This is a genomic window from Pseudoxanthomonas sp. 3HH-4, from assembly GCF_006716465.1.
Taxonomy (GTDB): Bacteria; Pseudomonadota; Gammaproteobacteria; order Xanthomonadales; family Xanthomonadaceae; genus Pseudoxanthomonas_A.
In genome coordinates this window covers 415,720-439,456 of the sequence record NZ_VFPB01000002.1, presented here as the reverse complement: position 1 = coordinate 439,456, position 23,737 = coordinate 415,720, and the positions used below count along the sequence as shown (strand labels likewise).

The 23,737-nt window shown below is 66.4% G+C and carries 26 protein-coding genes; 12 read left to right on the top strand and 14 right to left on the bottom strand.

All coding sequences use genetic code 11. The features are described from left to right. Nucleotide 1 precedes the first annotated feature (1 nt). Complete coding sequence (locus FB548_RS09450; RefSeq protein WP_142124518.1) at nt 2-1,057, top strand: bifunctional nicotinamide-nucleotide adenylyltransferase/Nudix hydroxylase; 1,056 nt, start codon at nt 2-4, stop codon at nt 1,055-1,057. 62 nt (nt 1,058-1,119) lie between these two features. After that, nucleotides 1,120-2,544, top strand: coding sequence for a nicotinate phosphoribosyltransferase (locus tag FB548_RS09445; protein ID WP_142124517.1), 1,425 nt, complete (start codon nt 1,120-1,122; stop codon nt 2,542-2,544). Nucleotides 2,545-2,653: 109 nt separating this feature from the next. Here the strand turns inward: FB548_RS09445 and FB548_RS09440 are convergent, their stop codons facing one another. Together FB548_RS09440 and FB548_RS18775 are read right to left on the bottom strand one after the other, a co-directional pair. Continuing rightward, complete coding sequence (locus tag FB548_RS09440) at nt 2,654-3,655, bottom strand: hypothetical protein (RefSeq protein ID WP_142124516.1); 1,002 nt, start codon at nt 3,653-3,655, stop codon at nt 2,654-2,656. Then, the gene (locus FB548_RS18775; protein WP_185742054.1) at nt 3,639-4,199 is read right to left on the bottom strand and encodes a sigma-70 family RNA polymerase sigma factor; all 561 of its coding nucleotides are present in this window, start codon (nt 4,197-4,199) and stop codon (nt 3,639-3,641) included. The genes FB548_RS09440 and FB548_RS18775 overlap by 17 nt, the downstream gene beginning before the upstream one ends. Before the next feature lie 126 nt (nt 4,200-4,325). Here FB548_RS18775 and FB548_RS09430 point away from each other — a divergent pair, with 126 nt between their 5' ends. The 5 genes from FB548_RS09430 (at nt 4,326) to FB548_RS09415 (ending at nt 6,977) form a co-directional block, all read left to right on the top strand. Continuing rightward, entirely contained in the window at nt 4,326-4,991 is a 666-nt protein-coding gene (locus FB548_RS09430; RefSeq protein ID WP_142124636.1) for a hypothetical protein, read from the top strand. Next, a complete protein-coding gene (locus tag FB548_RS09425; protein WP_185742053.1) occupies nt 4,988-5,548 on the top strand; it encodes a cytochrome b/b6 domain-containing protein in 561 nt (186 codons plus the stop codon). Before FB548_RS09430 ends, FB548_RS09425 begins: the two co-directional genes overlap by 4 nt. A gap of 4 nt (nt 5,549-5,552) precedes the next feature. Then, entirely contained in the window at nt 5,553-5,696 is a 144-nt protein-coding gene (locus tag FB548_RS18770) for a hypothetical protein (RefSeq protein ID WP_185742052.1), read from the top strand. Between the two features lie 175 nt (nt 5,697-5,871). Next, nucleotides 5,872-6,141, top strand: a complete 270-nt coding sequence (locus tag FB548_RS09420) for a hypothetical protein (protein ID WP_142124513.1) — start codon at nt 5,872-5,874, stop codon at nt 6,139-6,141. Nucleotides 6,142-6,230: 89 nt separating this feature from the next. After that, nucleotides 6,231-6,977 carry a L,D-transpeptidase gene (locus FB548_RS09415; protein WP_142124512.1) on the top strand — a complete coding sequence of 249 codons (747 nt, stop codon included), beginning with the start codon at nt 6,231-6,233 and terminating at the stop codon, nt 6,975-6,977. A 224-nt stretch (nt 6,978-7,201) separates the two neighbouring features. Here FB548_RS09415 and FB548_RS09410 read toward each other — a convergent pair whose 3' ends face one another. Beyond that, on the bottom strand, nt 7,202-8,056 hold the full coding sequence (locus FB548_RS09410) for an MBL fold metallo-hydrolase (protein ID WP_142124511.1): 855 nt from the start codon (nt 8,054-8,056) through the stop codon (nt 7,202-7,204). Next, nucleotides 8,053-8,874, bottom strand: coding sequence for an MBL fold metallo-hydrolase (locus FB548_RS09405; RefSeq protein WP_142124510.1), 822 nt, complete (start codon nt 8,872-8,874; stop codon nt 8,053-8,055). The genes FB548_RS09410 and FB548_RS09405 overlap by 4 nt, the downstream gene beginning before the upstream one ends. 132 nt (nt 8,875-9,006) lie before the next feature. Between FB548_RS09405 and gcvA the strand changes: the two genes are divergently transcribed. Continuing rightward, nucleotides 9,007-9,927: a transcriptional regulator GcvA gene (gene gcvA / locus FB548_RS09400; RefSeq protein ID WP_185742051.1), complete on the top strand. Its 921-nt coding sequence runs from the start codon at nt 9,007-9,009 to the stop codon at nt 9,925-9,927. A gap of 66 nt (nt 9,928-9,993) precedes the next feature. On the opposite strand, the gene FB548_RS09395 is transcribed toward gcvA, so the two are convergent. Continuing rightward, nucleotides 9,994-10,890 carry an AraC family transcriptional regulator gene (locus FB548_RS09395; RefSeq protein ID WP_142124508.1) on the bottom strand — a complete coding sequence of 299 codons (897 nt, stop codon included), beginning with the start codon at nt 10,888-10,890 and terminating at the stop codon, nt 9,994-9,996. A gap of 99 nt (nt 10,891-10,989) precedes the next feature. Between FB548_RS09395 and FB548_RS09390 the strand changes: the two genes are divergently transcribed. The 4 genes from FB548_RS09390 (at nt 10,990) to FB548_RS09370 (ending at nt 15,300) form a co-directional block, all read left to right on the top strand. Further along, entirely contained in the window at nt 10,990-11,730 is a 741-nt protein-coding gene (locus FB548_RS09390) for an SDR family oxidoreductase (protein WP_142124507.1), read from the top strand. Nucleotides 11,731-11,814: 84 nt separating this feature from the next. After that, nucleotides 11,815-12,159, top strand: a complete 345-nt coding sequence (locus FB548_RS09385) for a hypothetical protein (RefSeq protein ID WP_142124506.1) — start codon at nt 11,815-11,817, stop codon at nt 12,157-12,159. A 91-nt stretch (nt 12,160-12,250) separates the two neighbouring features. Beyond that, on the top strand, nt 12,251-13,264 hold the full coding sequence (locus tag FB548_RS09380; RefSeq protein ID WP_142124505.1) for a DUF2268 domain-containing putative Zn-dependent protease: 1,014 nt from the start codon (nt 12,251-12,253) through the stop codon (nt 13,262-13,264). Nucleotides 13,265-13,821: 557 nt separating this feature from the next. Beyond that, nucleotides 13,822-15,300 (top strand): SulP family inorganic anion transporter, encoded by a 1,479-nt coding sequence (locus FB548_RS09370; protein WP_142124503.1) that lies wholly within the window; start codon nt 13,822-13,824, stop codon nt 15,298-15,300. 123 nt (nt 15,301-15,423) lie between these two features. On the opposite strand, the gene FB548_RS09365 is transcribed toward FB548_RS09370, so the two are convergent. The 9 genes from FB548_RS09365 to FB548_RS09325 all read right to left on the bottom strand — a co-directional run bounded on the left by FB548_RS09365 (nt 15,424) and on the right by FB548_RS09325 (nt 23,704). Then, nucleotides 15,424-16,098: a class I SAM-dependent methyltransferase gene (locus FB548_RS09365; RefSeq protein WP_142124635.1), complete on the bottom strand. Its 675-nt coding sequence runs from the start codon at nt 16,096-16,098 to the stop codon at nt 15,424-15,426. 79 nt (nt 16,099-16,177) lie between these two features. Further along, entirely contained in the window at nt 16,178-16,708 is a 531-nt protein-coding gene (locus FB548_RS09360; RefSeq protein ID WP_142124502.1) for a lipocalin family protein, read from the bottom strand. 1 nt (nt 16,709) lies between these two features. Then, nucleotides 16,710-17,792, bottom strand: coding sequence for a cyclopropane-fatty-acyl-phospholipid synthase family protein (locus FB548_RS09355; RefSeq protein WP_142124501.1), 1,083 nt, complete (start codon nt 17,790-17,792; stop codon nt 16,710-16,712). Continuing rightward, entirely contained in the window at nt 17,789-18,577 is a 789-nt protein-coding gene (locus tag FB548_RS09350; protein ID WP_142124634.1) for a DUF1295 domain-containing protein, read from the bottom strand. Before FB548_RS09350 ends, FB548_RS09355 begins: the two co-directional genes overlap by 4 nt. 5 nt (nt 18,578-18,582) lie before the next feature. Then, nucleotides 18,583-19,833, bottom strand: a complete 1,251-nt coding sequence (locus FB548_RS09345; RefSeq protein ID WP_142124500.1) for a cyclopropane-fatty-acyl-phospholipid synthase family protein — start codon at nt 19,831-19,833, stop codon at nt 18,583-18,585. Continuing rightward, nucleotides 19,830-20,606: a DUF1365 domain-containing protein gene (locus FB548_RS09340; protein WP_142124499.1), complete on the bottom strand. Its 777-nt coding sequence runs from the start codon at nt 20,604-20,606 to the stop codon at nt 19,830-19,832. Before FB548_RS09340 ends, FB548_RS09345 begins: the two co-directional genes overlap by 4 nt. Continuing rightward, the gene (locus FB548_RS09335) at nt 20,603-21,886 is read right to left on the bottom strand and encodes an FAD-dependent oxidoreductase (protein ID WP_142124498.1); all 1,284 of its coding nucleotides are present in this window, start codon (nt 21,884-21,886) and stop codon (nt 20,603-20,605) included. Before FB548_RS09335 ends, FB548_RS09340 begins: the two co-directional genes overlap by 4 nt. Nucleotides 21,887-21,889: 3 nt before the next feature. After that, the gene (locus FB548_RS09330) at nt 21,890-22,843 is read right to left on the bottom strand and encodes a fatty acid desaturase (protein ID WP_142124497.1); all 954 of its coding nucleotides are present in this window, start codon (nt 22,841-22,843) and stop codon (nt 21,890-21,892) included. 69 nt (nt 22,844-22,912) lie between these two features. Beyond that, entirely contained in the window at nt 22,913-23,704 is a 792-nt protein-coding gene (locus FB548_RS09325) for a hypothetical protein (protein ID WP_142124496.1), read from the bottom strand. Between the last annotated feature and the right edge of the window lie 33 nt (nt 23,705-23,737).

Here is a 23,737-nt window from a genome sequence, read left to right as displayed (position 1 = left end):
GATTCTCATGGAATACGACTATCTGGTCTTCATCGGGCGTTTCGAGCCCTTCCATAACGGCCACGCCGCCGTTGCCCGCCTCGCACTGAGTCGCGCCAAGAAACTGATCTTCCTCGTCGGCTCTGCCGATACCCCCCGCAGCCTCCGCAATCCTTGGACCGTGGCCGAACGTGCCGTGATGATCCAGGCTGCCCTTGATGGGTCAGCCGATCGCCTGCTGATCCGTCCACTGCGTGACCACCTCTACAATGAGGCCCAGTGGATCGCTGGCGTCCAACGCACCGTGGCGGAGGCGATTCGGACGGACGGCGGAGATGCCGAGGCCAAAGTGGGCTTGGTCGGCATGGACAAGGACGCCTCCAGCTATTACCTGCGCGAGTTCCCGCAATGGCCGCTGGTGGACGTGCAGCACACCGAGACCCTGTCGGCCACCGAGTTGCGCCGTTACTTGTTTGAAGCCGGCACCATCGATTTCCACGGCGCCCTGCTGATGCTGCGTGGCAATGTGCCTGCGCCGGTGTACGACATGCTGGAAGCCTTCCGCAAGAGCTCACCGTCCTACGGCCAGCTGGTGGCCGAGTACCAGTTCATCGAGCACTACAAGGCGGCCTGGAAGGACGCTCCCTACGCGCCCACGTTCGTTACCACCGATGCGGTGGTGGTGCATTCGGGCCACGTGCTGCTGGTACGCCGCCGCGCCGAACCCGGCAAGGGCCTGTGGGCGCTGCCGGGTGGCTTCGTCGGCCAGCACGAGGGTCTGCTGGACTCCTGCCTGCGCGAGCTACGGGAGGAGACGCGCCTCAAGATCCCGGTCCGGGTACTGAAGGGGTCGCTGAAGGATCAGCACGTGTTCGACCACCCCGAGCGCAGCCAACGCGGCCGCACGATCACCCACGCCTTCCACTTCGACTTCCCGGCCGGTGAGCTGCCAGAGGTACGTGGTGGCGATGACGCCGACAAAGCCCGCTGGATCCCGGTCAGTGAAGCGCTGGACATGGGTCCCAAGTTGTTCGAAGACCACCTGCACATTCTGGAGTTCTTCCTGGGCCGGGGCTGATCCCGACCTTTCCCGCTGGTGGATAGACCGCCGGCTTCACGCGACGCGAAGGAGCTTCCGTCATGCAATGCCTCAACAATCTTCTCCTCAATACCGACAGCTACAAGGCCAGCCACTGGCTGCAGTACCCGCCTGGCACCGATGCCACCTTCTTCTACGTGGAATCGCGCGGCGGCACCTACGACCGCACCGTTTTCTTCGGCCTGCAGGCCATCCTGAAGGAGTATCTGGCCAAGCCGATCACCCATGCCGACGTGGACGAGGCACGCGACCTGTTCGCCGCCCACGGCGAACCGTTCAACGAGGCCGGCTGGCGATACATCGTCGACCACCACCGTGGCCTGCTACCGATCCGCATTCGCGCCGTGCCTGAGGGCACCGTAGTGCCAACGCATAACGCGCTTATGACCATCGAGTCGACCGATCCTCAAGCCTATTGGGCGCCGTCCTATCTCGAGACCATGCTGCTGCGCATCTGGTATCCGGTGACGGTGGCGACCATCAGCTGGCACGCCAAGCAGACCATCCGTCAGTTCCTGGAGCGCACCAGCGACGATCCGGAAGGCCAGCTGCCCTTCAAACTGCATGACTTCGGCAGCCGCGGCGTTTCCAGTGTGGAGTCGGCTGCCATCGGTGGCGCAGCGCACCTGGTCAATTTCCTGGGGACCGATACGGTCTCCGGCCTGCAACTCGCCAAGGCCTACTACCACGAGCCGATGGCCGGCTACTCCATCCCGGCCGCCGAGCACAGCACGATCACCAGCTGGGGCCGCGAGAATGAGGTGCAGGCCTACCGCAACATGCTGACCCAGTTCGCCAAGCCGGGCTCTATCGTGGCGGTCGTATCGGACAGCTACGATATCTATCACGCCATCAAGGAACACTGGGGCAAGACGCTCCGACAGGAAGTCATCGACTCGGGTGCCACGGTCGTCATTCGGCCCGACTCGGGCGATCCCGTGGCGGTGGTGCACCAATGCCTTGAGCTGCTGGACGAAGCCTTCGGCCATACGGTCAACGGCAAAGGCTACAAGGTGCTCAACTACGTCCGGGTGATCCAGGGCGATGGCATCAACCCGACCAGTATCCGCGCCATCCTGGAACGCATCACCAGCGCCGGTTACGCGACCGACAACGTGGCCTTCGGTATGGGGGGAGCCCTGTTGCAGCGACTGGATCGCGATACCCAGAAGTTCGCGCTCAAATGCTCGGCCGCCCGCGTCAACGGTGAGTGGATCGATGTTTACAAGGATCCGGTGACTGACAAGGGCAAGCAGAGCAAGCGGGGGCGCATGACCCTGCTCCAACACCGCGAGTACGGCAACTTCCGTACAGTCCCGGTATCGGTCGAGGCCGAGTCATTAGCCGAGGTCGAGAAGCCGTTGGGCTTCGATGACGCGATGGTGACGATTTGGGAAGACGGCAGGATCGTCCACGACGACACCTTCGCCGACATCCGCGCCCGCGCCGACGCCGCCCGGCTCTAGCCCGTCCACTCGTTGCCAGGTATTAGCGGTCCACAGGCGGATTGAAGGGGTCATCCATTCGGGATGGCCCGGCTGATGTCCGCTTCCGAACGCGGACACCTCTGGATACTCAGCCCAAGGCATCCCGCCAGTTGAGCCACCAGGCCTTGGGGGGGCGGGGCATCTGTTCCCACCAGAGGTTCATTGCATGCACGCTCCCGCGCGACCAAGCTTCACGATGTCGGGCTTCGCCGGGTTCTCCCAGAAACGCGGCCAGTTTCGGGTAGACCGGCCCTGAGGCGAGCGCCGGATAGCGGGTCAGCAGGCTGAGCAAAGCAAAGCTGTTTGAGGGCGCTGCCTGATCGGCAACGTATTGCTCGATATCGGGCACGCGCATGTCTTGTGCCATCGCACTGTCGAGCTGATCGACAGCGGACCGGAACTCGGCCGATGCTGTGGTTGCATGAGGAATTCCCGCGCGCTCAGCCGTGAACGTCACGGTCGATCCAGCGGGGACAAGTGTTTCCTGCCCTTTTACCCGGTGCATGATCCAGCCACTGGTGACATGGATCGTGCCGTTGCCGTGCAGGTCGCGGTCCATTTCGAATTCACATCCCAGGTCGATGGTTTCGCTGGCACCGGCTGCAATGGCGAAATATCCAGGGGGCGCCCAGATGCGGGCACGCACGCGTCCGCTCACCAATTCCAGGCGATGATGGCCCGCGCGGGTATCCAGCAGTTTCACCCGCGTGCCTGGCATCACTTCCATCCGACCGATGCGAGCCACTTTCACCATCGCCGCCTCGCTGGCGTCGGTTGTCAGCGTGGCACCCACATCCAGATCGGCGGGCAGGGACACGGCGGCCGTGTCGACGCCCCACGACCGGTGATCCTGCCACTGCAGACGCCACGGCATCCAGACTGCAAGGCCTGCTACGCATGCGGCCAGCGCCGCGACGCCTGCAAGCATCATTCGACGCCTGCGTGCGCGGGGAACACGCACCGGCCGTATCGACCACGCATGGTCGCGGTGGGGGGCGTAACGGTAAGCGCCGAGCAGCGACGTCAGGCGCTGCAGCACTTCGTCGCCGGGCAGGTCGGGATCCCACAACGGATCAGGTGTCTCGGGCATCATCCTTATCCTTGTCCTCTGCGGCGATCCCCAGAGCCTGACGCAACTGGGCCATGCCGCGATGGAGATTCACGCGAACCGACGGCGGCTTCAGTCCGGTGAGGTTGGCGATCTCGGGGCCACTCAAGCCTTCAACCAGGCGAAGGATCAGGGTCTCGCGGTAGGCCTCGGGAAGCCGCCGGATCGCGCGCAGTGCTTCATCTGCCTGTGCCATCGATTCGGGACCCGTGCCGGTCCAGGCGGGCTCGTCGGCTTCCGCCAGATCCCGCTCGTCCATGTCTCCATGCGGTCGATTCCGGCGGGCGATCATGGCGATCCAGGGGCCAAAGCTCGCCGCGTCGCGCAACTGGTCCAGCCTGCCGAAGGCGATGACGAACGTTTCCTGGGTCAGCTCCTCCGCTCGCGCACGCGAGGTCATGCCCAGATGGGTGGCGTATACGAGCGGCGCGAACGTGCGATGGAGCCAGGCATAGGCGGTCTGCGACCCCCGGCGGGCGTCCTGCACATGACCGGCGATGTCAGTGGGATCGAGAGCGGCCCTCATGGCCTCATTGTCTGGAGGGTCGTGAGAGCGGGAGGGCCAAAGGAAGCGGAGTGTTAACACGCGAGTCGTCGTTAACGGAACCGTCCGAAGCGTGCTCTTCCCGAGCACATCCCGCCGGAGATCCCGATGCCACGTCTTGCGTACCCGCCCTTCATCCCCGTCTTCCGCTTCAAGCTGGCAATGGCATTGTGGCTGTTCCTCGCCAGCACGCCAGCGGGTGCGGCCACGCCCATCGTCGGTCTGCCTTGCGAGGATTGCGAGGTGCCACTCATTGGGTTGCCAGCCCATCCACCGGCCACGGCCCTGCTGGCACCCGACGGAGAACCGGGCCAGCCTTTGCGCTTGACCGGACGGGTCCTCGATGCCGCCGGACATCCGCGCGGCGGCGTGATCGTGTATGCGCACCAGACGAACCAAGGCGGGGTATATCCGGGGGAGCGCTCGAGCCGCGACGCTGGCATCCGGCGACACGGCCGCCTGCGCGCCTGGGCCACCAGTGATGCCGGGGGCTGGTACACGTTCCTCACCGTGCGTCCCGGCAGCTATCCGGGCACGACCATGCCGCAACACATCCACCTATACGTCATCGAGCCTGGCTGCGCGCTCTACTACATCGACGACGTCCTGTTCCGGGACGACCCGCACCTGACGCCAGCGACTGTCCGGAAGGCCGATCAGGGGCGAGGCGGCAGCGGGATCGTGACGCCACGGCGCGTCGCGGGCGGCTGGCAGGCACGGCGCGACATCGTGCTCGGCCGCAATATTCCCGGGTATCCGACATGCAGGCCATGAGCGAGCAGCCTTCGAAACGGCATCCGCTCGCCCTGCGTGTGCTCCATTGGGGTTTGGCCTTCCTGCTGGCGGTGCAGCTCATGCTCGGATTCGCAGCGGAGCACTGGACGACGCGAACGACCTCCGATGCCTTGCTGTCGGTCCATTTCCGTCTCGGCGTCCTGATCCTGGGCCTGATGCTGGTGCGCCTCACCCTGCGGCTCGCGCTGCCGATGTCGGAAGAGTACATGCCGCGCTGGCGTAGGTACGCCAAAAGCGCGGTGCACGGCCTTCTCTATTTGCTGATCCTCGCGCTACCTGTCAGTGGGCACGTCATCTGGGTGTGGATGGGGGCGGATCGCACGTTGTGCGCGGGGATCCAGGTGCCTGCGCTGTTCGTGCCTCCTGATGATGAGACGGGTCGTGCGGTGGCCTGGTATGTGCATGTCTATGGGGCCTGGATGCTGTTGGGGCTGGTGCTGCTGCATGTGGTCGTGGCGTGGTTCCAATCACTTCGCGAGAAACACTTCATCAGTCGCAAAATGGGGTTCGGGAAACGTGGCCGGTCCGATTGTTGAGCTCATGCCCTTACTCATCGCCACGCTGCCCGTGTCGTTCGCCCGCCATCACGTGCTGGTCCGGCGGACGATGATCGGCAGGCTGTTGGATGAAAAGCCGCGGCTGTCCACGACCCAGGGTGGGATCGGCGGCACGGATACGATGTGATCGTCGATCACGTCCTGCAACTCCATCCTTGGAATCGATGGATTCGCGTCGGAATACGCAAAATTTCCCGCAATTTCACGCTGCGTCCACGTACGCCAATCCAGGCTGAAGATACGTTGCAGCACCGGCCGGAAAGGCCGCTATATTCCCAGCTCCCAGACGAAGGAGGATTGGAATGTTTACCAACAAGCGATTCATGACGACGGCGCGTGTGCTCGGTGTGGCGATGGTGGCAGGCGCAGCTCTCAGCGGCTGCGCCACTTACGACGACGAGTTCGCAGGGATCAACTCGCGACTCGATCAGCTCGACACGAAGGTGCAGGGCGCGGCCCAGAGCGCCGACGCCGCGAATCAGTCCGCGCAGCAGGCCAACCAGCGCCTGGATCAGATCGAAGGCCGCGTGCGGCAGCTAGAAGCGGCGCCGCGCCGCGTGCCGCGCGGCTGATCGCGCTTGCACGGTTCGTGACGAATCGTGAGGCCTGGAATCCGGTGGCCGCTGCTGGCCGCCGGGCTCTGGCTTGATACTGTTTTGTTTTGAGGAACTGCGCCATTCGTACGTGCCTACACCCCGCTATCCGCGCCTGCTCTTGCGCGCTGCTGCTGACGCTGGCGTTCGCGAGCTCCGCTGCGCCCAAGACCGAGCTTGATACCCAGCAAGCGGCGGCCGTCGCCGACCAGCTTCCGGAAGGCCAGGACGTCTCCGGGACGGTGATCGAGCTTGCTGGCTGGATCGTCGCCACCAAGGACAGCCAGGGCTATCCCTTCGCGATCATCGACAAGGCATCTGCGCAGATCCTGGTGTTCGGCGGTGATGGGCGGCCTCGCGGCGCGGCCCCTGGGCTCTTCGGCTCGGCGGTCGGCGACCACACGGCCCCCGGTGTCGCAGGTCTCGCGCTTCGCGAGATTCCAGGCCGGGATCGCACGACGCCTGCTGGTCGCTTCGTAGGTGGTTTTGGTCCGTCCATCGACGCGGGACGCGTACTGTGGGTGGACTACGATTCCGCGGTCTCCATCCACCCGACCGCCACCGGCGTCCCGGCCGAGAAGCGTGAAGAACGCCTCGCATCGCCCACGCCCGATGACAATCGCATCACGCACGGCTGCATCAATGTATCGCCCGAGTTCTACGAGCGGATCATGCAGCCGACGTTCGAGAAGGGCGGGGTGTTCTACATCCTCCCGGACAAGGACTCGCTCGAGGAGACGTTCCCGGAGTTCGCGCAAAGTCGTGCGGCTGCGCAACGCAGCGACGGAAGACGCGCGCGGTCCGCCCGCCGGTAAAGGGCGCTTCGGCGTGTCGCCTCTGGTGTGCGCGGCAGCGCAGCGGATGGCGCTGTTCGTGGCCTGACCTGTTTTCTTATGAGGTGCAGCACAATGCCGTGCCTCCCATACAGCGGGGATCCGTCTCCTCGGCATTTCTGCGTCCAGTCTGTTCAGTGAACAGGTCCGGAAACTAATTCAATCAGCCGCGCGAAGGTCTGCAGCAGCGTCGCGCCGGCATCGGGTCAGGCACGCCAGACCACCCAGTCGCCGGGGGCCACCGGTTGGACGTCCACCGATCTGTCGCGCGCCGCTGATCGCAGCCGATCGAGCGCGTCGTCCGCTTCCACGTATTCCTTCATGCCGGTGACGCCGTAGTGGATGGGCACCAGCGTGCGTGCGCCCATGATGGTGGCGGCTGCGACCGCCTGCTCGGGTGTCAGCACACCCGGCTGGCCGCTGACCGGTTGTCGCCAGCCGAATCGCGCGCCGTTGATCGGGAGGAAGACCGCATCGAACGGCCCGAACTGGCGGCCGATGCGCCACCAGTGGCCGTGCCATAGCGTGTCGCCCCCATGGAAGATGCGGCGTCCGCCGGCAGCGACCACCCACGACACCTGGGTGTCGCCATACCCGTCCGACGCAGGTACCGGCGTGGCGGTGAAGTCGCCCAGCAACTGGGGTTCCCACAGCGCGCTCGGTCTCGCGCGTGCGCCGGCCGGCATCGGCAACGGCTGTGTCCCTGCCGGATAGGCGAGCATGCCGCCGCGGCCGAGCGCATCCGCCACGGCGAGCGCATCGAAGTGGTCCGAATGCGTATGGGTGATCAGCACGCTGGTCTCGCCCACGCTGTCATCCACCGGCACCAGCCCGTCACCGAGCGCCGTTCCCCAGGCGTCCGGGTTGACCAGGGGATCGATGAACAAGGTCGCCTGAGGCAACTGCAGGCGGATGCCGGCCCACGCCAGGCGCTGGACGCGGAGCGTGGGTGCTGGACCTGACGCCAGCAGGCTGCCCGAAGGCAGCAGCGCCGCGGCGGATGCGGCCACGCAACCCGCGAGGAACCGCCTGCGGCCTTCCATGTGCGGACCACCGTTCATGCGTGCATCTCCCGGGATGCGAGGAAGGCATCCAGTGCGAAGATCGCCTGCGACGTGATGACCTCGAGATTGTGCCCATGCCACTCGCGTTCGAACGCCGTCGGCACCACGCCCGGTGCGAGGCAATCCTCGATGCGGATCGTCGCGATCCGGTCATCGGCTTCCGTCTCCGATACCTGGGTGCGGTAGCGGAGCACGGCATCCTGCAGCTGGTCGAGATAGTGCAGGGCATTGTCGAGCACCATCGCATCGAACCTGCCAATGTGTCCGCCTATCACCGTCCCGCGGCCGAACTGGCGCATCCGCCCGATGGCGGCGCGGAGCAGGGCAGGATCGGCCTTCGACAGGTAGACGATGTTGCCGACGATGTTGTCACCCGCGCAGACCAGGTCCGCCGTGGGCACGTCCACGCTCAGGTGGTCCATCGTCTTGCCCGGGTTGTGGAGAAAGCGCAGGGCATGCGCGCCCCAGCGGATGGCCATGTTGTCGAACACCATGTCCGGCTCCCGGTAGAGCGCATCCACGCGGCGGTTCTGCGAGAGGTAGGCATGGCGATGATGCCGGTGGGCCATCGTCAACGCGTCGGGAAACAGCGACATGCCGGCGATGTGGTCGCTCATGAAATGGGTGGCGGCGAGCAGGCGCACGGTCTTGCCCAACTGCCCGCAAAGCACGTCGCGCAGGCGGCCAGCGTCCTGCGCACTGCCCAGCGAATCGACCAGCAGCACGTCATCGCCATCGATGAACGCGGTGGCGACGGATTGCACGTCATCGCCGACAAACATCAGCACGTCGGTATGCACTTCTTCGAACTTCACGAGGGTCGCCTTGCCGTGGGTGGCGACATGGTGGCCAACGACCGCAGTGGCGACAAACGAGTTGTTTTGTCGTTCGCTTCAGAAAAAGTAACGCGATACGATGCCGGCCGACTCCCCTTCGCCCAGGTGCTCGTGAAGCCCCGTCATCCCGCGCCACTCAATGCGCTACGCACGTTCGAAGCGGCGGCACGGAACCTGAGTTTCAACACGGCCGCGCAGCAGTTGTTCGTCACGCCAGCGGCGGTCAGCCATCAGGTCAAGCACCTCGAGACGTATCTGGGCATCACCCTGTTCCATCGCGGCAATCGCTCGGTGGAACTCACCGTCGAAGGCAAGGCGCTGGCGGCTGCATTGGGCGACATCTTCGGGCAACTGGACCTGGCGCTGGACCGCGTGACATCGCACGCATCGGCGGATCTGCGCATAAGCACGCTGGAATCATTCGCCGCCAAGTGGCTGGCGCCGCGGCTGCACCGCTTCCATCACGCGTTCCCCGATATCCGCGTGCGTATCGAAACCGGCAACGAGCCGGCCGACTTCGCGCGCGGTGTCGATGTCGCCATCCGCTACGGACCCGGCGGATATGCGGGCCTGCATGCAGAACGGCTGATGGAGGCGCCGGCATTTCCCGTCTGTGCGGCATCGTTGGCGCTGTCGCGGCTCGACGACCTGCGACAGCAGACGCTGCTGCATGACGAAAGCGCGCTGGGCCGGCCCGGTGTGCCCCAATGGGCCGACTGGCTGCAAGCCGCCGGTGTCGAGGGTGTCGATGCAGGTCGCGGCCCGGTCTTCGCCAGCATCTACCTGGCGCAGGAAGCGGCCATCGCTGGCCATGGCATCGCGCTGGGCATCGCGCCCCTGGTGAAGGAAGACGTGCTCCATGGCCGCCTGCTCCCGCCCTTCGAGCGCAGCCTGCCCAACGCATACGCTTTCTGGCTGGTGCGACGGGACGATGCGCGCCCGCGCGCCGCGATCACCGCGTTCTGCGGGTGGCTGAAACAGGAAGCGGGCGACGATGCGGCATTCTGGGAAGCGCGACGCGCGGGTCGGTAGGGGTGTCGCGGCGACGCGGTTCGTACGCCAGTCCGAAGCAGATGCATTTCCCTGTGCCTAGACGCTTCACGGCCCGTCTGCATACCGGCTGGGCGGTTCGCCCACATGCCGGCTGAAGGCCACGCTGAACGTGCTGGTCGAGCCGTAGCCGACGCGCTCGGCCACTTCGGCCACGCTGAGGCCGTCGCGCCTGAGCAATTCCTTCGCGACTTCCATGCGCCACGCCAGCACGTATTCCATCGGTGGCACGCCGACGGTGCGGGTGAAACGTTCGAAGAACGTCGAGCGTGAGAGCGCGGCGGCCTTCGCCAGCTCGCCCACGGTCCACCCATGCGCGATGCGCGCATGGATCTGCTTGAGCGCCATCGCCAGCCGCTCATCGCCCAGTCCGCGCAGCAGGCCGGGAGGCGCGTTTCCCGCGGTCGTCGAACGCATGGCTTCCACCAGCAGCATCTCGACCAGCCGGGACAGCATGTACGCATTGCCCGGCTGCTGCTGTGCGTATTCTTCGCCGACCATCTGCACCAGTTGCATGAGCCGCTGCGAACCCTGCACATGGACCACCGTGGGCAGCAGCGATACCAGCAGCGCGGCGTCCTTCGTGTCGAACAGGAAGGCGCCACCCAGCGAGCGCATGTCCGGAGGGCCGTCCGGATCGCCATGACGCAGTTCGCCGTGTCCTCCGGGCACAACGCTGGGATCGACGAAGACCTGTGGCGCCGGCACGAAGCCGGAAAGCGTGAAGGCGGGCGTGGTCGGCAGCAGCACGAAGTCGCCCGCGCTGATGGTAATGGGGGCGTGCCCATCCACGGCCAGTCGCGCGCTGCCTTCCAGCACGATGCAGAAGCCGGGCTGGCCGTAGTCGGCATACCGCACGGCCCAGTTGCCCTTGCCGCTGATGACGTTGGCAAAGACCGCCTGCGGATGCAGCAGCTGGACGACGTCGGAAAGTGGATCTCCCATTCCGGACTCTGGCTAAAACAAACAGGACGATGCGTTATCGATCATCCGGAAAGGCTGGCCTATCGTTCCCGCCGAGTCAACTCACCCTCGGAGAACGAAATGAAGACCGTCCTGATCACCGGCTGCTCGTCCGGCTACGGCCTGGAAACCGCCCGCCACTTCCTCGCGCAGGGCTGGCGCGTCATCGCCACCCAGCGGCATCCGCGCGAAGACCTGCTCCCCGCTTCACCCCATCTGCGCGTGCTCGCGCTGGATGTCACCCGGCCGGACAGCATCGCCAGCGCCGTGCAGGCCGCGGGTCCCATCGACGCGCTGGTCAACAATGCCGGCATCGGCCTGTTCGGTGCATTCGAAGCCACGCCCATGGACACCGTGCGCGAGGTATTCGAAACCAACACCTTCGGACTTATGGCCATGTGCCAGGCTTTCATCCCGCAGTTCCGCGAACGCCGGGCAGGCGTCATCGTGAACGTCACCTCCAGCGCTACGCTGGCACCGTTCCCGCTGGTGGCGGCGTATACCGCCAGCAAGACCGCAGTCGAAGGTTTCACCGCATCGCTGGAACACGAACTCAAGGCCTTCGATGTGCGGGTCAAGCTGGTGGAGCCCGGCTATGGTCCTTCCACCCGGTTCACCGCCAATGGCCAGCAGCGCATGCAGGGCCTCATCCCCGAGGCGTACGAGCCCTTCGCCCATAGCGTATTTGCCGGGCTGGGCAGCATCACCGCGGTGACCACCGAGGCCGACGTCGCTGAAGGCGTGTGGCGCGCCGTGAACGACACCACCGGGCAACTGCATTTCCCGGCGGGTGCGGATGCGGTGGCGCTGGCCGTGCGGTGAGGCGGGGCTGCACGCGAGGCGGACGCGCATCCAGTACCCTGTGAGCCGATGCTAGATTGCGCCAGTTTCCGAAGGAGTGAATGCTTGCTCACGTCAGGAACACAACGCCATCCCTTTGCTGTTCGAGTCGCAGTCGTTGTGCTGCTTCCGGTGCTGATGGTGTATGGCGGCCTCAGTCTTGTGGCCTTCTTCCGACCCGACTGGCTTCCCGTCAAGACCATCTGGCACATGGGGCTTCTCGGGCCACCGGCTCTTCTGGTTTGGGGTAGGCACATGCTCGTCGCCTACGGCGCGTGCACCGTGGTCGTCGTCCTGCTGCTCGCAGGTTGCGCGGTCGTCCGCTCCGACGAACTCAGGCTCATCGCGGCCATGGCGGCGTTCGCCGTGTGGATGGGAGCGGGCTTCTTCTCTGCGTTGCTGTCCGTCTAGCGCTTTAGCTATCGCAGCGCGGTGACCCGTTGGCCGGAGGCGGGTCCAGCGGTCAGAATCGGCACACGAAATCGAAACGGGACCGGAACCGATGCGTGTGGCACCCCAGTGGAACTTCAGCAGGATGATCCAGCGCGGTCCATTGCCAGGATTTGCCTTCACGCGTGTGCGGGCCACTGCCATGCTGTTGCTGGCAGTACTGGGCACGCAGGCGGACCTTTCCGCTGCGGCGGAAGTGGATGCACCGACTGTCGCCGCGGCAGGCGCCGTCGTGCAGACCGATGACGTGGCGCTGTTCTACCGCGTCTACGATGCGGCGGGCGGAAAGCCGACGGCTGCGCAACTGCAGCGCGATTACCTGGAGCAGGGTTCGGAAGGGCTGCGCCTGTTCGCCCGTCTGCGCAACACCACGGGGCAACGCATTGCGGATGCCGTGGCACGCGATCCCGCGCTCTATGCCGATGCGCGCCGCTGCCTGGCCGTGCTGCCGCAGGCGCGCGCGCGGCTCGAGAAGGCCCTGCGCGACCTCGGCGGACTGTATGGCGAGGCGCGCTTCCCGCCGGTGACCATCGCCATCGGTCGCGGCAAACCGATCGCCATCGGCGCCCCCGATACCGGCATCCAGGTGGGCCTGGAGGCGCTGTGCGACGCGGACTGGCTCAATGCCGACCCCGAGGACAGGATCGTCTACGTCCTCGCGCACGAATACGTCCATGTGCAGCAGGTCAACGCGCACAAACTGAGCGACAAGCCCGCGCCGACGGTACTGGAAATCTCGCTGCTCGAGGGCATCGCCGAATTCGTCGGCGAACAGGTGGCGGGCGGGATCGCCTACGGTCGCACTGCAGCGATGGTGGCAGGCCGCGAACAGGAGATCGAAACCCGTTTCGCCGCAGACATCGACAAGACCGAGCTCAAGGACTGGGTCTACAACACCACGCCGGAGCAGCCCGGGGACCTGGGCTACTGGGTCGGTTACCGGATCGCCAAGGCCTATTACCGCAACGCGTCCGACAAGCGCCAGGCGCTGCGCGAGATCCTGGAGATGGACGACGCCCGCGCCTTCCTGGCCCGTAGCGGCTGGCACCCCGGCATGGCGCTGTAGGCGGGCAGGCGGGTTCCCTCGCGAGCGCTATGCCTTGCGTCGGCTGACCCCATGCAGCCTCACCTCCCTGGCGCCCCGGATGTGTCATGCTCCCGGCGGTCGCAACGACCATGGGAGTACACGTGATGGCCAAGGGCCTCGACAAAAAGAAAGAGCAGAAGAAAAAGCCGGCGAAGACGATGAAGGAAAAGCGCGCCGAGAAGAGCGAGAAGAAGGCCACGCGTGGGTTCGCGCCGACCTGATCCGCTCCTGTAGACGCGTATCGGCCGTGTGTTGGGGGGAGCGCGCGAACCCCAACATGCACCAGACGTTGCCAGCCGGCATCGGCGCGACCACGTCGCGTGGAATGGACCTGGCGCGAGGCGTAACCGCTCGCCGTGTGTTGAGCGGGTTATTGCACTGCCATAGAATGCGTGCACCGCGCTGGTCCTGATACTTCGATGACGCCGCCCTGACCCTTCCTTGATGCATGAAGCTGCCGATCTTCCGGCGGCCGAAGGGTTCTTGTCTTTTACGCCACCATGCAACGCGCCTTCGGCGGCGCGCAGGAGTCCCCCATGTCTGTCAACTATCCGCTGCGCGAGCAGTGGTTCGGCAATGTCCGTGGCGACATTCTTTCCGGCGTCCTCGTCGCGCTGGCTCTCATTCCGGAGGCCATCGCGTTCTCCATCATTGCCGGCGTGGATCCGAAGATCGGGTTGTACGCATCCTTCTGCATCGCGGTGATCACGGCCATCGCCGGCGGGCGGCCGGGCATGATCTCGGCCGCCACCGGTGCCATGGCGCTCGTGATGGTGGACCTGGTCAGGGACCATGGGCTGCAGCACCTGTTTGCCGCGACCATCCTGGCGGGTCTGCTGCAGATCGTCGCGGCGGCGTTGCGCCTCAATTCGCTGATGCGCTTCGTATCGCGATCGGTGGTGGTGGGCTTCGTCAATGCGCTGGCCATCCTGATCTTCCTGGCGCAGTTGCCGGAATTGATCGGTATGCCGTGGACGGTGTACGCGGTGTGCGCGGCCGGGCTGGCCATCATCTACCTGCTGCCCCGCGCGACGAAAGTGGTGCCTTCGCCGCTGGTCGCGATCGTGGTGCTGACCCTCGTCTGCATCTGGCTCGGCCTGGACATCCGCACCGTCGGCGACATGGGCGAACTGCCGGACAGCCTGCCGGTGTTCCTGTTCCCGGACATCCCGTGGACGCTCGATACGCTGAAGATCCTGCTGCCGGTGTCCGCGACGCTGGCGGTCGTCGGCCTGCTGGAATCGCTGATGACGGCGCAGATCGTCGAGGACATGACGGATACGCCGACCGATAGGCGCCGCGAGTGCGCGGGCCAGGGCGCGGCCAACATCGTCACCGGCTTCTTCGGCGGCATGGCGGGGTGCGCGATGATCGGCCAGTCGGTGATCAACGTGTCTTCCGGTGGCCGCGGAAGGCTGTCGTGCTTCATTGCCGGCACCGTGCTGCTGTTGTTGGTGGTCTACGCGTCGGAGTGGGTATCGAGGATTCCGATGGCGGCGCTGGTCGCGGTGATGATCATGGTCAGCATCGGCACCTTCCACTGGAAGAGTTTCGCCGAGCTTAAGACCCATCCCCGGACCGCGAACCTGATCATGATCGGTACGGTCGTCGTTACCGTGGCCACCCACGATCTCGCCAAGGGCGTGCTGACGGGCGTGTTGCTGACCGCGCTGTCGTTCACCCGACGGGTGAGCGCGATGCTGAAGGTGGACGATGAGGATGTGGCCGACGACACCCGCGTCTACAAGGTGCGGGGCCAGGTGTTCTTCGCCTCCGCGATCCAGTTCACGAACAGCTTCGACTACCTGCATGCGACGAAGAAGGTGGTCATCGACCTGACCGAGACCCACTTCTGGGATACCAGTGCAGTCGCGGCGCTGGACCGCGTGGTGTTGAAGATGCGCAAGCATGGGGCGGAAGTGGAGGTGGTCGGCCTCAACCAGGCCAGTGAATCGCTGGTGGACCAGTTGGGCACGCACAGGGACGGGAAGGCCGGGTTCAGCGCGGGTCACTGACTCCTGCGGGCAGCCTGCGAGGCCACGTTTGCGCGACAGGAACATGCCGGACAGTCCCCACGCTGGCCGGCCACGGCTCCCTTGGCGCTGCGACGGGGGTGGCGATGGCCGACTGCGTCGGGGTCAATCAGGCGTGCGTGCCACCCAGCCGCGGAAGGTGAATCCGGCATAGAACAGCTCGATATCGACAAACCCTGCCTGTCCCAGCAGCGCTTCGTCCTGCGCGGGCGAGAGCAGTGGCAGACGCGCGTCGATGGCGGCGGTGGCGTTGACCATGTTCGCCGCCGGGATGCCGGACGCGACCGCGAAGGCGGCGTAGCGCGAGAGCCAGCTCTGGCGCTTGTCCGCCGTATCGTCAACGCTGTGGTGGGCGACGATGAACGGTGCGCCGGGGGCGAGCCGTCGGCGCACTTCGGTCAGCGTGTGCAGTCGCTGTTCCGCCGGCAGGAAATGCAGGGTCAGCAGGCAGGTCGCGCCATCGAACGGACCAAACGGTGCATCATCGATGTGACCCTCGACCAGCGCAGCGCGCGGCGCCAGCGGCCCGAGGGTGGTGGTGGCCAGCTTCAACATCTCGGCCGACGGATCGACGCCCGTGAAACGCCAGCCGGGCTGCGCGTCGGCGAACGCTTTCAGTTCCAGCCCGCCACCGGCACCCAGCACCAGTACGTGGCCATCGTCGGGCACGCGTTCGGCAAGCAGGATCCGCGCCATCTGTTGCATCCCGTGGAAACCGGGCACCTGCCGGATGGGGCCCTGGGCGTAGCGGGCGACGGCGTCTGGATCCGAGAACGACATGCGGTGTTCCGTTGCGGCGGGAGACTGCATGTTAGCGTGCGACCCGTTCGCGAGTCGTTGCAGCGGAGCCGTCGTTTGCTCAGTGCGGTACGCGGCGCAGCTTCGACACGTCGTAGCCCAGCGCTTCGATCTGGCGGACGCGCGCCTGGTAATCCGCCTCCGGAATCCGCGGCGTGCGCGCCATCAGCCACACATAGTCGCGTTTGCTGCGTCCCACGATCGTCTGCTGGTAGTCGGCGTCCACGTACGCGATGACGTACTCGGCCTGGATCGGCCAGATGAACTGCATGCCCCACACCGCGCCGCCCGTGCCGGGGGTGACCGTGCCGATCGGATGCATCGTCTTCTCCGGTCCGTCCAGCGCGCCCTTGCGGAATCGGAACGTGGTCTGGATGCGGCCGTCCGGCAGTTTTGCGTACGACTCCACGGCGGCATAGGCCTCGCGTTCGGGAAACGACGGGATATGCGCGATGACGTACCAGTCGCCCATGAAGCGGTCCACGTCGACCGGTGCGGCCGTGGGGATGGACGGCTTGACGCTGCCGGAGCGGCAGGCCGCGGTGGTGGTGGCGATCATCAGTGCGAGCAGCACGAACGGCAGGGTACGCATGTCAGTGCTCCTGCGCCGGGCGCTGGAAGCGATAGTGGGCCACCAGCCATTCCTGCCCGTCGCGATAGCCGAACAGTTCGGCGCAGGCCATCCAGAACATCCGCCAGCGCTGGTTCCATAGAGGCGCGGCGTCACCGTACGCCTCGCGCAGCACACCCATCACCTCGTCGCGGTGCGCATCGTGATGGGCCAGCCAGTGGTTGGCGGTGCGCTGGTAGTGGGTGCCGTCGAGCAGCCAGCGTTCCTGCAGGTGCAGATGGTCCTGGAAGAACAGCAGCAGGTCGGCGGACGGCATCATGCCGCCGGTGAAGAAATGCCGGCCCATCCAGTTGTCCTCGCCCTGCGTCTCGAACGGATACATCAGGTGGCGGTGCACGAAGATATGCACGAACAGCGTACCGCCGGGCCGCAGCGCGTCATGGATGCGGCGCATCAGGGCGGCGTGGTTGCTGACGTGCTCGAACATCTCCACCGACACGCAACGGTCGAAGGCCTGCGGTTCCAGCTGAAGCTGGTTCACGTCGCAGGTGATGATGCGCACGTTGCGCAGGCCGCGCTCTGCGCAGCGCGCCTCGATGAATTGGCGCTGGGAGTGGGAGTTGGACACGGCGGTGATGCGCGCGTTCGGATAGCGCGCGGCCATCCACAGCGTCAGCGAGCCCCAGCCGCAGCCCAGCTCCAGGATGTCCTGGCCGTCGGCCAGGCCCGCGCGCTCGCCGTACAGGGCCAGCATGGCGTCCTCGGCCTGGTCCAGCGTCTCGGCGCCGGTGGGGTAATAGCAACTGCTGTATTTCAGACGCTCGCCGAGGCAATGACGGAAGAAGTCGGCAGGAAGTTCGTAGTGTTGCCGATTGGCGGCGTCGGTATGCAGGGCCAGTGCGCCCTGGCGCAACGCATGCAGTCGATGCGCGAGCAGCGCCGACTGCGCGTCCTGGCCGCCCTTGCTTTCGTCACGCAGCCGCTGCGCGCACAGCCGGCGGATGCCGGCGCGGATCAGCGCATCGGGCAACAGGCCGCGCTCGGCCAGGCCCAGCAGGCCGGGAGCGGCCCGGTCGGCCGCCAGTTCTTCCACCATCGCGTTCATCGTGTCGCCTCCTTGGTGGCGGATTTGGGAAACCAGGGGAACAGCATCGGCGTGGTGCGCTGGTATTCGCGGTACTCGTCGCCGCGGGTGCGCAGCGCCTGCGCCTCGGTATAGGGAATGCCGCTGATCCAGCGCAGGAATACGTACATCACCACCGGCCCGCACCACGACAACCCCTGCCAGGGCGATCCGACGGCCAACGCGACGTAGGCGAACCAGTGCAGCCATTCGAAGAAGTAGTTGGGATGCCGCGAGTACCGCCACAGGCCCTCGCGGCAGGTCCTGCCGCGGTTGGCGAGATCGGCGCGGAAGCGCGCCAGCTGGCGGTCGGCGATGGCCTCGCCGGCCACGCTGCCCACCCAGATGGCCACCGCCAGCACGATCCACGGCCATGCGGCTTCGACCGGACTGCGCGCCGCGGCGGCGAAGGGCAGGGCGAACAGCACCACCAACAGCGCCTGCGCCATGAAGAACAGGAAGAACTTGCCCTGATGCCCGTGCCAGTGTTCGCGCAGGTAGCGGTAGCGTCCGTCCTCGGGCTCGCTGCGCACGCGGTGCCACAGGTGCAGCGCCAGGCGCGCGCCCCACAACCCGCCGAGCACCGCCAGCGTGGTGCGCGCTTGCCACGCGCCGTCGCCCAGCACAGCAAGCAGGATCGCGCTGCCGCCCACGCAGGCCGACCACAGCACGTCGACGATGCCCGCATTCTCGTGGCGCCGCTGCCACAGCCAGCCCAGTGTCATCACCGCGGCGGCCACCAGGGCCACCCAACCCAGGGAGTGCAGGAGACTCATACGGCCCCCGACGGGTGGCCGGGGCGGGCCATCAGCAGATGGGACACGCCGATGGACCGCTCCAGGAAGCCGCCTTCGCAATAGGCCAGGTAGAACTCCCACAGGCGGATGAAGCGCTCGTCGAAGCCCTGCGCGCGTACGTCGGCCAGCCGGATCATGAAGCGGCGCCGCCAGGCCCGCAGCGTGTACGCGTACGACGGGCCGAAGTCCTCCTGGTGGACGACCTGTAGGTCGCTGGCGCGGGTCTTCGCGCCGTACATGGCGTTGAGCGAAGGAATGAAGCTGCCGGGGAAGACGAAGCGCTTGATGTAGTCCACCGAGTCGCGCGCCTGCACGTAGCGGTGATCCTCGATGGTGATGGCCTGCAGAAGCGCCTGTCCGCCCGGCCGCAGCAGACTGCCCAGCTTGCCGAAGAAGGTGTCCAGGTACTGCGCGCCGATCGCCTCGATCATCTCGATGGACACCAGCTTGTCGTATTCGCCCTGCAGGTCGCGGTAGTCCTGCAGCAGCAGGGTCACCCGGTCCTGCAGGCCGGCCGCGGCGACACGCGCGCTGGCCAGCGCGTGCTGTTCGCGCGAGATCGTGGTGGTGGTCACGTGGGCGCCGTAGTGGCGCGCCGCATGCAGCGCGAAACCACCCCAGCCGGTGCCGATCTCGATCACCCGGTCGCCGGGCGCCAGCGCCAGTTTGCGGCACACGGCATCGAGCTTGCGGTACGAGGCCGTTTCCAGATCCTCGTCCGGGGAGGCGAACATCGCCGAGGAGTACATCAGGTCCGGGGACAGGAACAGCGCGAAGAAATCGTTGCCCAGGTCGTAGTGCGCCGCGATGTTGCGGCGGCTGCCCTCGCGTGTGTTGCGTCGGAGCGCGTGCCAGCTGCGCAGCGCCCAGCCCCCCAGCCGCGCCAGCCCGCCCTCCATGCCGTCGAGCAGCTCGCGATTGCGCACCAGCAGGCGCACCAGGCCGACCAGGTCGTCGCATCGCCACTGGCCGGCGATGTAGGCCTCGCCCGCGCCCACGCTGCCCTGCGCGGCGACGGCACGGTAGAACGACGGATCGTCGATCCACAGGTGCACGGTGGGCAGCGCGTCGCCACCGGTACGCCCGAAGCGGTGCTCGCCCAGCGCGTCGCGGACCACCAGCATGCCGTGGTCCAGTGCATCCAGGCGTGCCAGCAGCTGGGACCGCAGCAGGCGATCGAGCGCACCGAAGGAAGTGGCGGCGGGAATGTCGGCGATCTCGTTCATGGGGTCTCGCGGGCAAGGGAAGGATGGTCGTGGACGGGCGTGCGCTTGAGCCACAGCCGCAGCGCCTGCCAGTGGATGCCGGCCACGACCTGCGCGGTCATCAGCGGGTAGCGCCACAGCACGCGCGCGAGCGAGGCGCCATCCAAGGGTCGGCGCAGCAGTGTCAGGGTGGCGTCAAAGGCGCGCCGTCCTCCGCGGTCGACCTGCATGTGCACGCGCAGGGCGTCTTCGGGCGGCGTGAAGCGCCAGCGGTAGGCGCAGTCCATCGGCAGGAACGGCGATACGTGGAAGGCCTTGTCGAAGCCCCATTCCCAGCCGTCGCCGTACGGCACGCCGTCGCGTATCGGCAGCACGTAGCTGTGCCGTTCGCGCCAGGGCGTGTTGGTGATCTCGGCCAGTACGGCGTCCAGCGTGGTGCCATCCGGCTGGAAGCAGTAGTAGAAGCTGACCGGATTGAAGACGTAGCCGGCGTAGCGCAGGTGCGTCAGCAGGCGGACCGGACCGTGCGGCCGATGGCCAAGCGCGCGTTGGACGCGGTCGCGCACGGCCTCGGCCAGCGGCTGGTCATGCGGTGCCAAGTAGTCGTGCCGGCGGAACTCGGCAAGGTTGCGGCAATCCACCGACCACAGCCAGCGACGATCGAACACGGTATCGATTTCGTCCAGGTCCAGGTAGAGCTGCGCCATGCGATAGCGGAAGGCGTGCACGCGCGGCGAGTGCCGGCGGTGCCGCACCCAGCCCTCGTACACCGCGCTGGCCAGGGGCGCGTTCATGCGCCCACCGGTTCGACGCCGGCCGGCGTGGGCGCTTCGACGGGCAACGCCTGAATGGCATCGACCACGTCACGCGCACTGCGGATACCGTCTTCGTGGAAGCCCCAACCCCAGTAGGCGCCTGCGAACCACGTGCGCCGCTGTCCCTGTATCTCGTGCCTGCGCCGCTGCGCGGCGACCATGGCGTGGTCGTAGACCGGATGCCGGTAGTGCATGCGGCGGAGGACGCGGGCGGGGTCGATGGCATGGCTGCGGTTGAGCGTGACCACGAAGGGCTCGGGCGAGTCCACGCCCTGCAGCAGGTTCATGCAGTAACTGACCGTGCACGGCGCCGACGGGTCGCGCGGCACGTGCGCGTTCCAGGCGGCCCAGGCCTTGCGGCGCTGCGGCAGCAGGCGCGCGTCGGTGTGCAGCACGGTGTCGTTGGACTGGTAACGGATTGCGCCGAGGATGTCGCGCTCGCGGACATCGGCGTCATGCATCAGGCGCAGCGCATCGTCGCTGTGGCAGGCCATCACCACGTGGTCGAAGCGTTCGCCGCCACGCCGTGTATCGAGTTCGACACCATCCGCATCGCGCCGTATCGCCAGCACGGGCGTGGACAAACGTTCCTGCACGCGCCAGCGACGACGCAGTGCCTCCACGTACGTCGCCGAACCACCGGCCACCACGCGCCATGGCGAGCGTTCACCCAGCGTCAGCATGTGGTGGTTGGACATGAACTGCACCAGGTAGCGCGCGGGAAACGCGAGGATGCCCTGCGGCGGAGACGACCACAGTGCCGATGCCATCGGCACCAGATGTTCATCGCGGAATGCATCGCCGTAGCCGCCGGCCTGCAGGTAGTCGCCGAGCGTCGGGCCGGTATCATCGCCCGCCAGCAGCGCAGGCGCCTCGCGGTAGAAACGTGCCAGGTCGCGGAGCATGCCCCAGAAGCGTGGCGACAGCAGGTTGCGGCGCTGGCAGAAAAGCGTGTCGAGCGAGGTCGCGTTGTATTCCACGCCGCTGCGCGCGCTGTGTACCGAAAAACTCATCGTGGTCGGCTGCGAGGCCACGCCAAGCTCGTCGAAAAGTCCGCACAGCAGCGGATAGTGGTCGGGGTTGAACACGATGAAGCCGCTGTCGATGCGGTACTCGCGCCCGGCCTGCTCGACGGTATGCGTATGCGTGTGTCCGCCAAGGTAGTCGTTGGCTTCGAACAGCACCACCTCGTGCCGCTGCGACAGCCACCAGGCCGACGCCAGGCCTGCGATGCCGGAACCCACGATCGCGATGCGCATGTCTCAGTGCCTCGCCTTGGCCAGCACCCAGGCGGGCACGGGCTTGAGTTCCTGCACCAGGCCGACCAGGGCGAGCAACCGTAGTCCGTACCACGTCAGGTCTATTTCCCACCAGCGGAACCCCTGGCGCGCGGTACCCGGAAAGAAGTGGTGGTTGTTGTGCCAACCCTCGCCGAAGGTCAGCAGCGCGAGCCAGAAGTTGTTGCGGCTGTCGTCGCGCGTGTCGAAGCGGCGGCGGCCGAAGCGGTGCGCCAGCGAATTGATGGTGACCGTGGCATGGAACAGCGCCACGGTGGACACGAAGAAGCCCCACACCAGCAGCTGCGGGCCGTTCGTGCTCCACTGCGGCGCCACGTACTCCAGCAGTTCCCCGACCGCATACAGGCTGGCGGCCAGCAGTACCGGTACGACGGTGTCGTAGCGGTCCAGCCAGCGCAGCTCCGGATAGCGCGCAAGGTCGGGGATGCGCGCCCAGTCCGTGCGGAAGCCGCCACGAGTGAGGAACCAGCCTGCGTGGCTCCACCAGAAGCCGTGCACCGCGGGCGAATGCGGGTCCGCAAGGGTGTCGGCGTGGCGATGGTGGTTGCGGTGGTGCGCGGCCCACCACAACGGCCCGCGCTGCACGCTGGCGGCGCCGATCAGCGCGAACACGAACTGCAGCACCCGCGAAGTGCGGAACGTGCGGTGTGAGAAGTAGCGGTGGTAGAAGCCGGTGATCGCGAACATGCGTACGGCGTAGAGCGTCACTGCCGCGATCACCGCGACAGGCGATACGCCGACCCACAGCACGGCCGCGCACGCAAGGTGCATGCCGATGAAAGGGGCGGCACGCAGCCAGTCGATTTCACGGGCGCGGACTGCGTCTTCGTCATCCGCCATCTGGGTATCAAACCAGCGGCGTACTGCCGCCAGACCGCGTGCGACCAGCGTGGAGGGGGATGAATCGCTGGCCGGCATCGCTCTGTCTCCACTGCATTCACGGCACATACGTGCGCAGGCGGTGATTGGATGCACGCGGCACGACACTCAGGGCGTGCACCGCTGCACGAGGGGCGTGGCGAGTGCGCGCTGCAGGGCGCCTGGATCGGCGGGCTTGCCGGGTTCGGGAAACACGATGCGGACGTCCTGGTGCCGCCCGGTGCTGTCGCGGATGGTGGCGATGCCGGCGAACTCCAGCAGGCGCCGGTCCGCGTCCGCGTAGGTCAGTTCCATCGAAGGTGCAACGAAGCCATACCAGCGGTCCAGTCGCATCGTCATGCGCTGCGCTGGAATGTCCTGCCATCGTGTGGAAGGCCCGGGCTGCAGGCGTACCGGCACGAAGGACATCCGGCTGGGCAGCAGGAACGGCTGGGTCACTTCGTCGCCCGCGCGAAGGGTCGCCCAATGCCGGCGCACGCTGGCATCGAAGCCCGCATCGATCACGCCATCGGCGGGTACGGCCAGCGCGCGTTCCTTCAGTGGAGCGCGCGCATCTTCCCGGACGTAGACCACGCGCCCTTGCGGCCCGCTGCGCACGCCTTCTCGATAGCCATCCCGCGCATCCTGGAAATCGAAGTCAGGTGCCTGGGCCATGGCGCGTTCGACCACGGTCTTGCGCGCGAACGCACGGCCATCGGGACACCGGTACAGCACCAGCCGGCGGGCCGTTTCATCCTGCCGGTAACGCCAGTGCGATTCGCGGTAGAGCAGGGTGCCGCCCTTGCGGGCATGGGCCCGGGCTTCCTGGTGCTGGATGTCGGTGTCCGCAAGGGCGGGACCGGCCGCGCAAGCGCAGATGGCCCCCATCGACAGCGCCAGCAGAAGGCTGTGTACGGACATGTGTCTGGAATCCCTGTGGTGGACCGGTTCGTC

What these genes read in the sequence shown, in the direction of transcription:
- FB548_RS09365 (WP_142124635.1), bottom strand. Translation starts at nt 16,098, where the DNA reads ATGTCGTTCTCGGATCCAGACGCCGTCGCCCGCTACGCCCAGGGCCCC.
- FB548_RS09340 (WP_142124499.1), bottom strand. Translation starts at nt 20,606, where the DNA reads ATGAACGCGCCCCTGGCCAGCGCGGTGTACGAGGGCTGGGTGCGGCAC.
- FB548_RS09360 (WP_142124502.1), bottom strand. Translation starts at nt 16,708, where the DNA reads ATGCGTACCCTGCCGTTCGTGCTGCTCGCACTGATGATCGCCACCACC.
- FB548_RS09380 (WP_142124505.1), top strand. Translation starts at nt 12,251, where the DNA reads ATGCGTGTGGCACCCCAGTGGAACTTCAGCAGGATGATCCAGCGCGGT.
- FB548_RS09420 (WP_142124513.1), top strand. Translation starts at nt 5,872, where the DNA reads ATGTTTACCAACAAGCGATTCATGACGACGGCGCGTGTGCTCGGTGTG.
- FB548_RS09395 (WP_142124508.1), bottom strand. Translation starts at nt 10,890, where the DNA reads ATGGGAGATCCACTTTCCGACGTCGTCCAGCTGCTGCATCCGCAGGCG.
- FB548_RS09355 (WP_142124501.1), bottom strand. Translation starts at nt 17,792, where the DNA reads ATGAACGCGATGGTGGAAGAACTGGCGGCCGACCGGGCCGCTCCCGGC.
- FB548_RS09390 (WP_142124507.1), top strand. Translation starts at nt 10,990, where the DNA reads ATGAAGACCGTCCTGATCACCGGCTGCTCGTCCGGCTACGGCCTGGAA.
- FB548_RS18775 (WP_185742054.1), bottom strand. Translation starts at nt 4,199, where the DNA reads ATGAGGGCCGCTCTCGATCCCACTGACATCGCCGGTCATGTGCAGGAC.
- FB548_RS09410 (WP_142124511.1), bottom strand. Translation starts at nt 8,056, where the DNA reads ATGAACGGTGGTCCGCACATGGAAGGCCGCAGGCGGTTCCTCGCGGGT.
- FB548_RS09425 (WP_185742053.1), top strand. Translation starts at nt 4,988, where the DNA reads ATGAGCGAGCAGCCTTCGAAACGGCATCCGCTCGCCCTGCGTGTGCTC.
- FB548_RS09440 (WP_142124516.1), bottom strand. Translation starts at nt 3,655, where the DNA reads ATGCCCGAGACACCTGATCCGTTGTGGGATCCCGACCTGCCCGGCGAC.
- FB548_RS09445 (WP_142124517.1), top strand. Translation starts at nt 1,120, where the DNA reads ATGCAATGCCTCAACAATCTTCTCCTCAATACCGACAGCTACAAGGCC.
- FB548_RS09430 (WP_142124636.1), top strand. Translation starts at nt 4,326, where the DNA reads ATGCCACGTCTTGCGTACCCGCCCTTCATCCCCGTCTTCCGCTTCAAG.
- FB548_RS09345 (WP_142124500.1), bottom strand. Translation starts at nt 19,833, where the DNA reads ATGAACGAGATCGCCGACATTCCCGCCGCCACTTCCTTCGGTGCGCTC.
- FB548_RS18770 (WP_185742052.1), top strand. Translation starts at nt 5,553, where the DNA reads ATGCCCTTACTCATCGCCACGCTGCCCGTGTCGTTCGCCCGCCATCAC.
- FB548_RS09370 (WP_142124503.1), top strand. Translation starts at nt 13,822, where the DNA reads ATGTCTGTCAACTATCCGCTGCGCGAGCAGTGGTTCGGCAATGTCCGT.
- FB548_RS09325 (WP_142124496.1), bottom strand. Translation starts at nt 23,704, where the DNA reads ATGTCCGTACACAGCCTTCTGCTGGCGCTGTCGATGGGGGCCATCTGC.
- FB548_RS09330 (WP_142124497.1), bottom strand. Translation starts at nt 22,843, where the DNA reads ATGCCGGCCAGCGATTCATCCCCCTCCACGCTGGTCGCACGCGGTCTG.
- FB548_RS09335 (WP_142124498.1), bottom strand. Translation starts at nt 21,886, where the DNA reads ATGCGCATCGCGATCGTGGGTTCCGGCATCGCAGGCCTGGCGTCGGCC.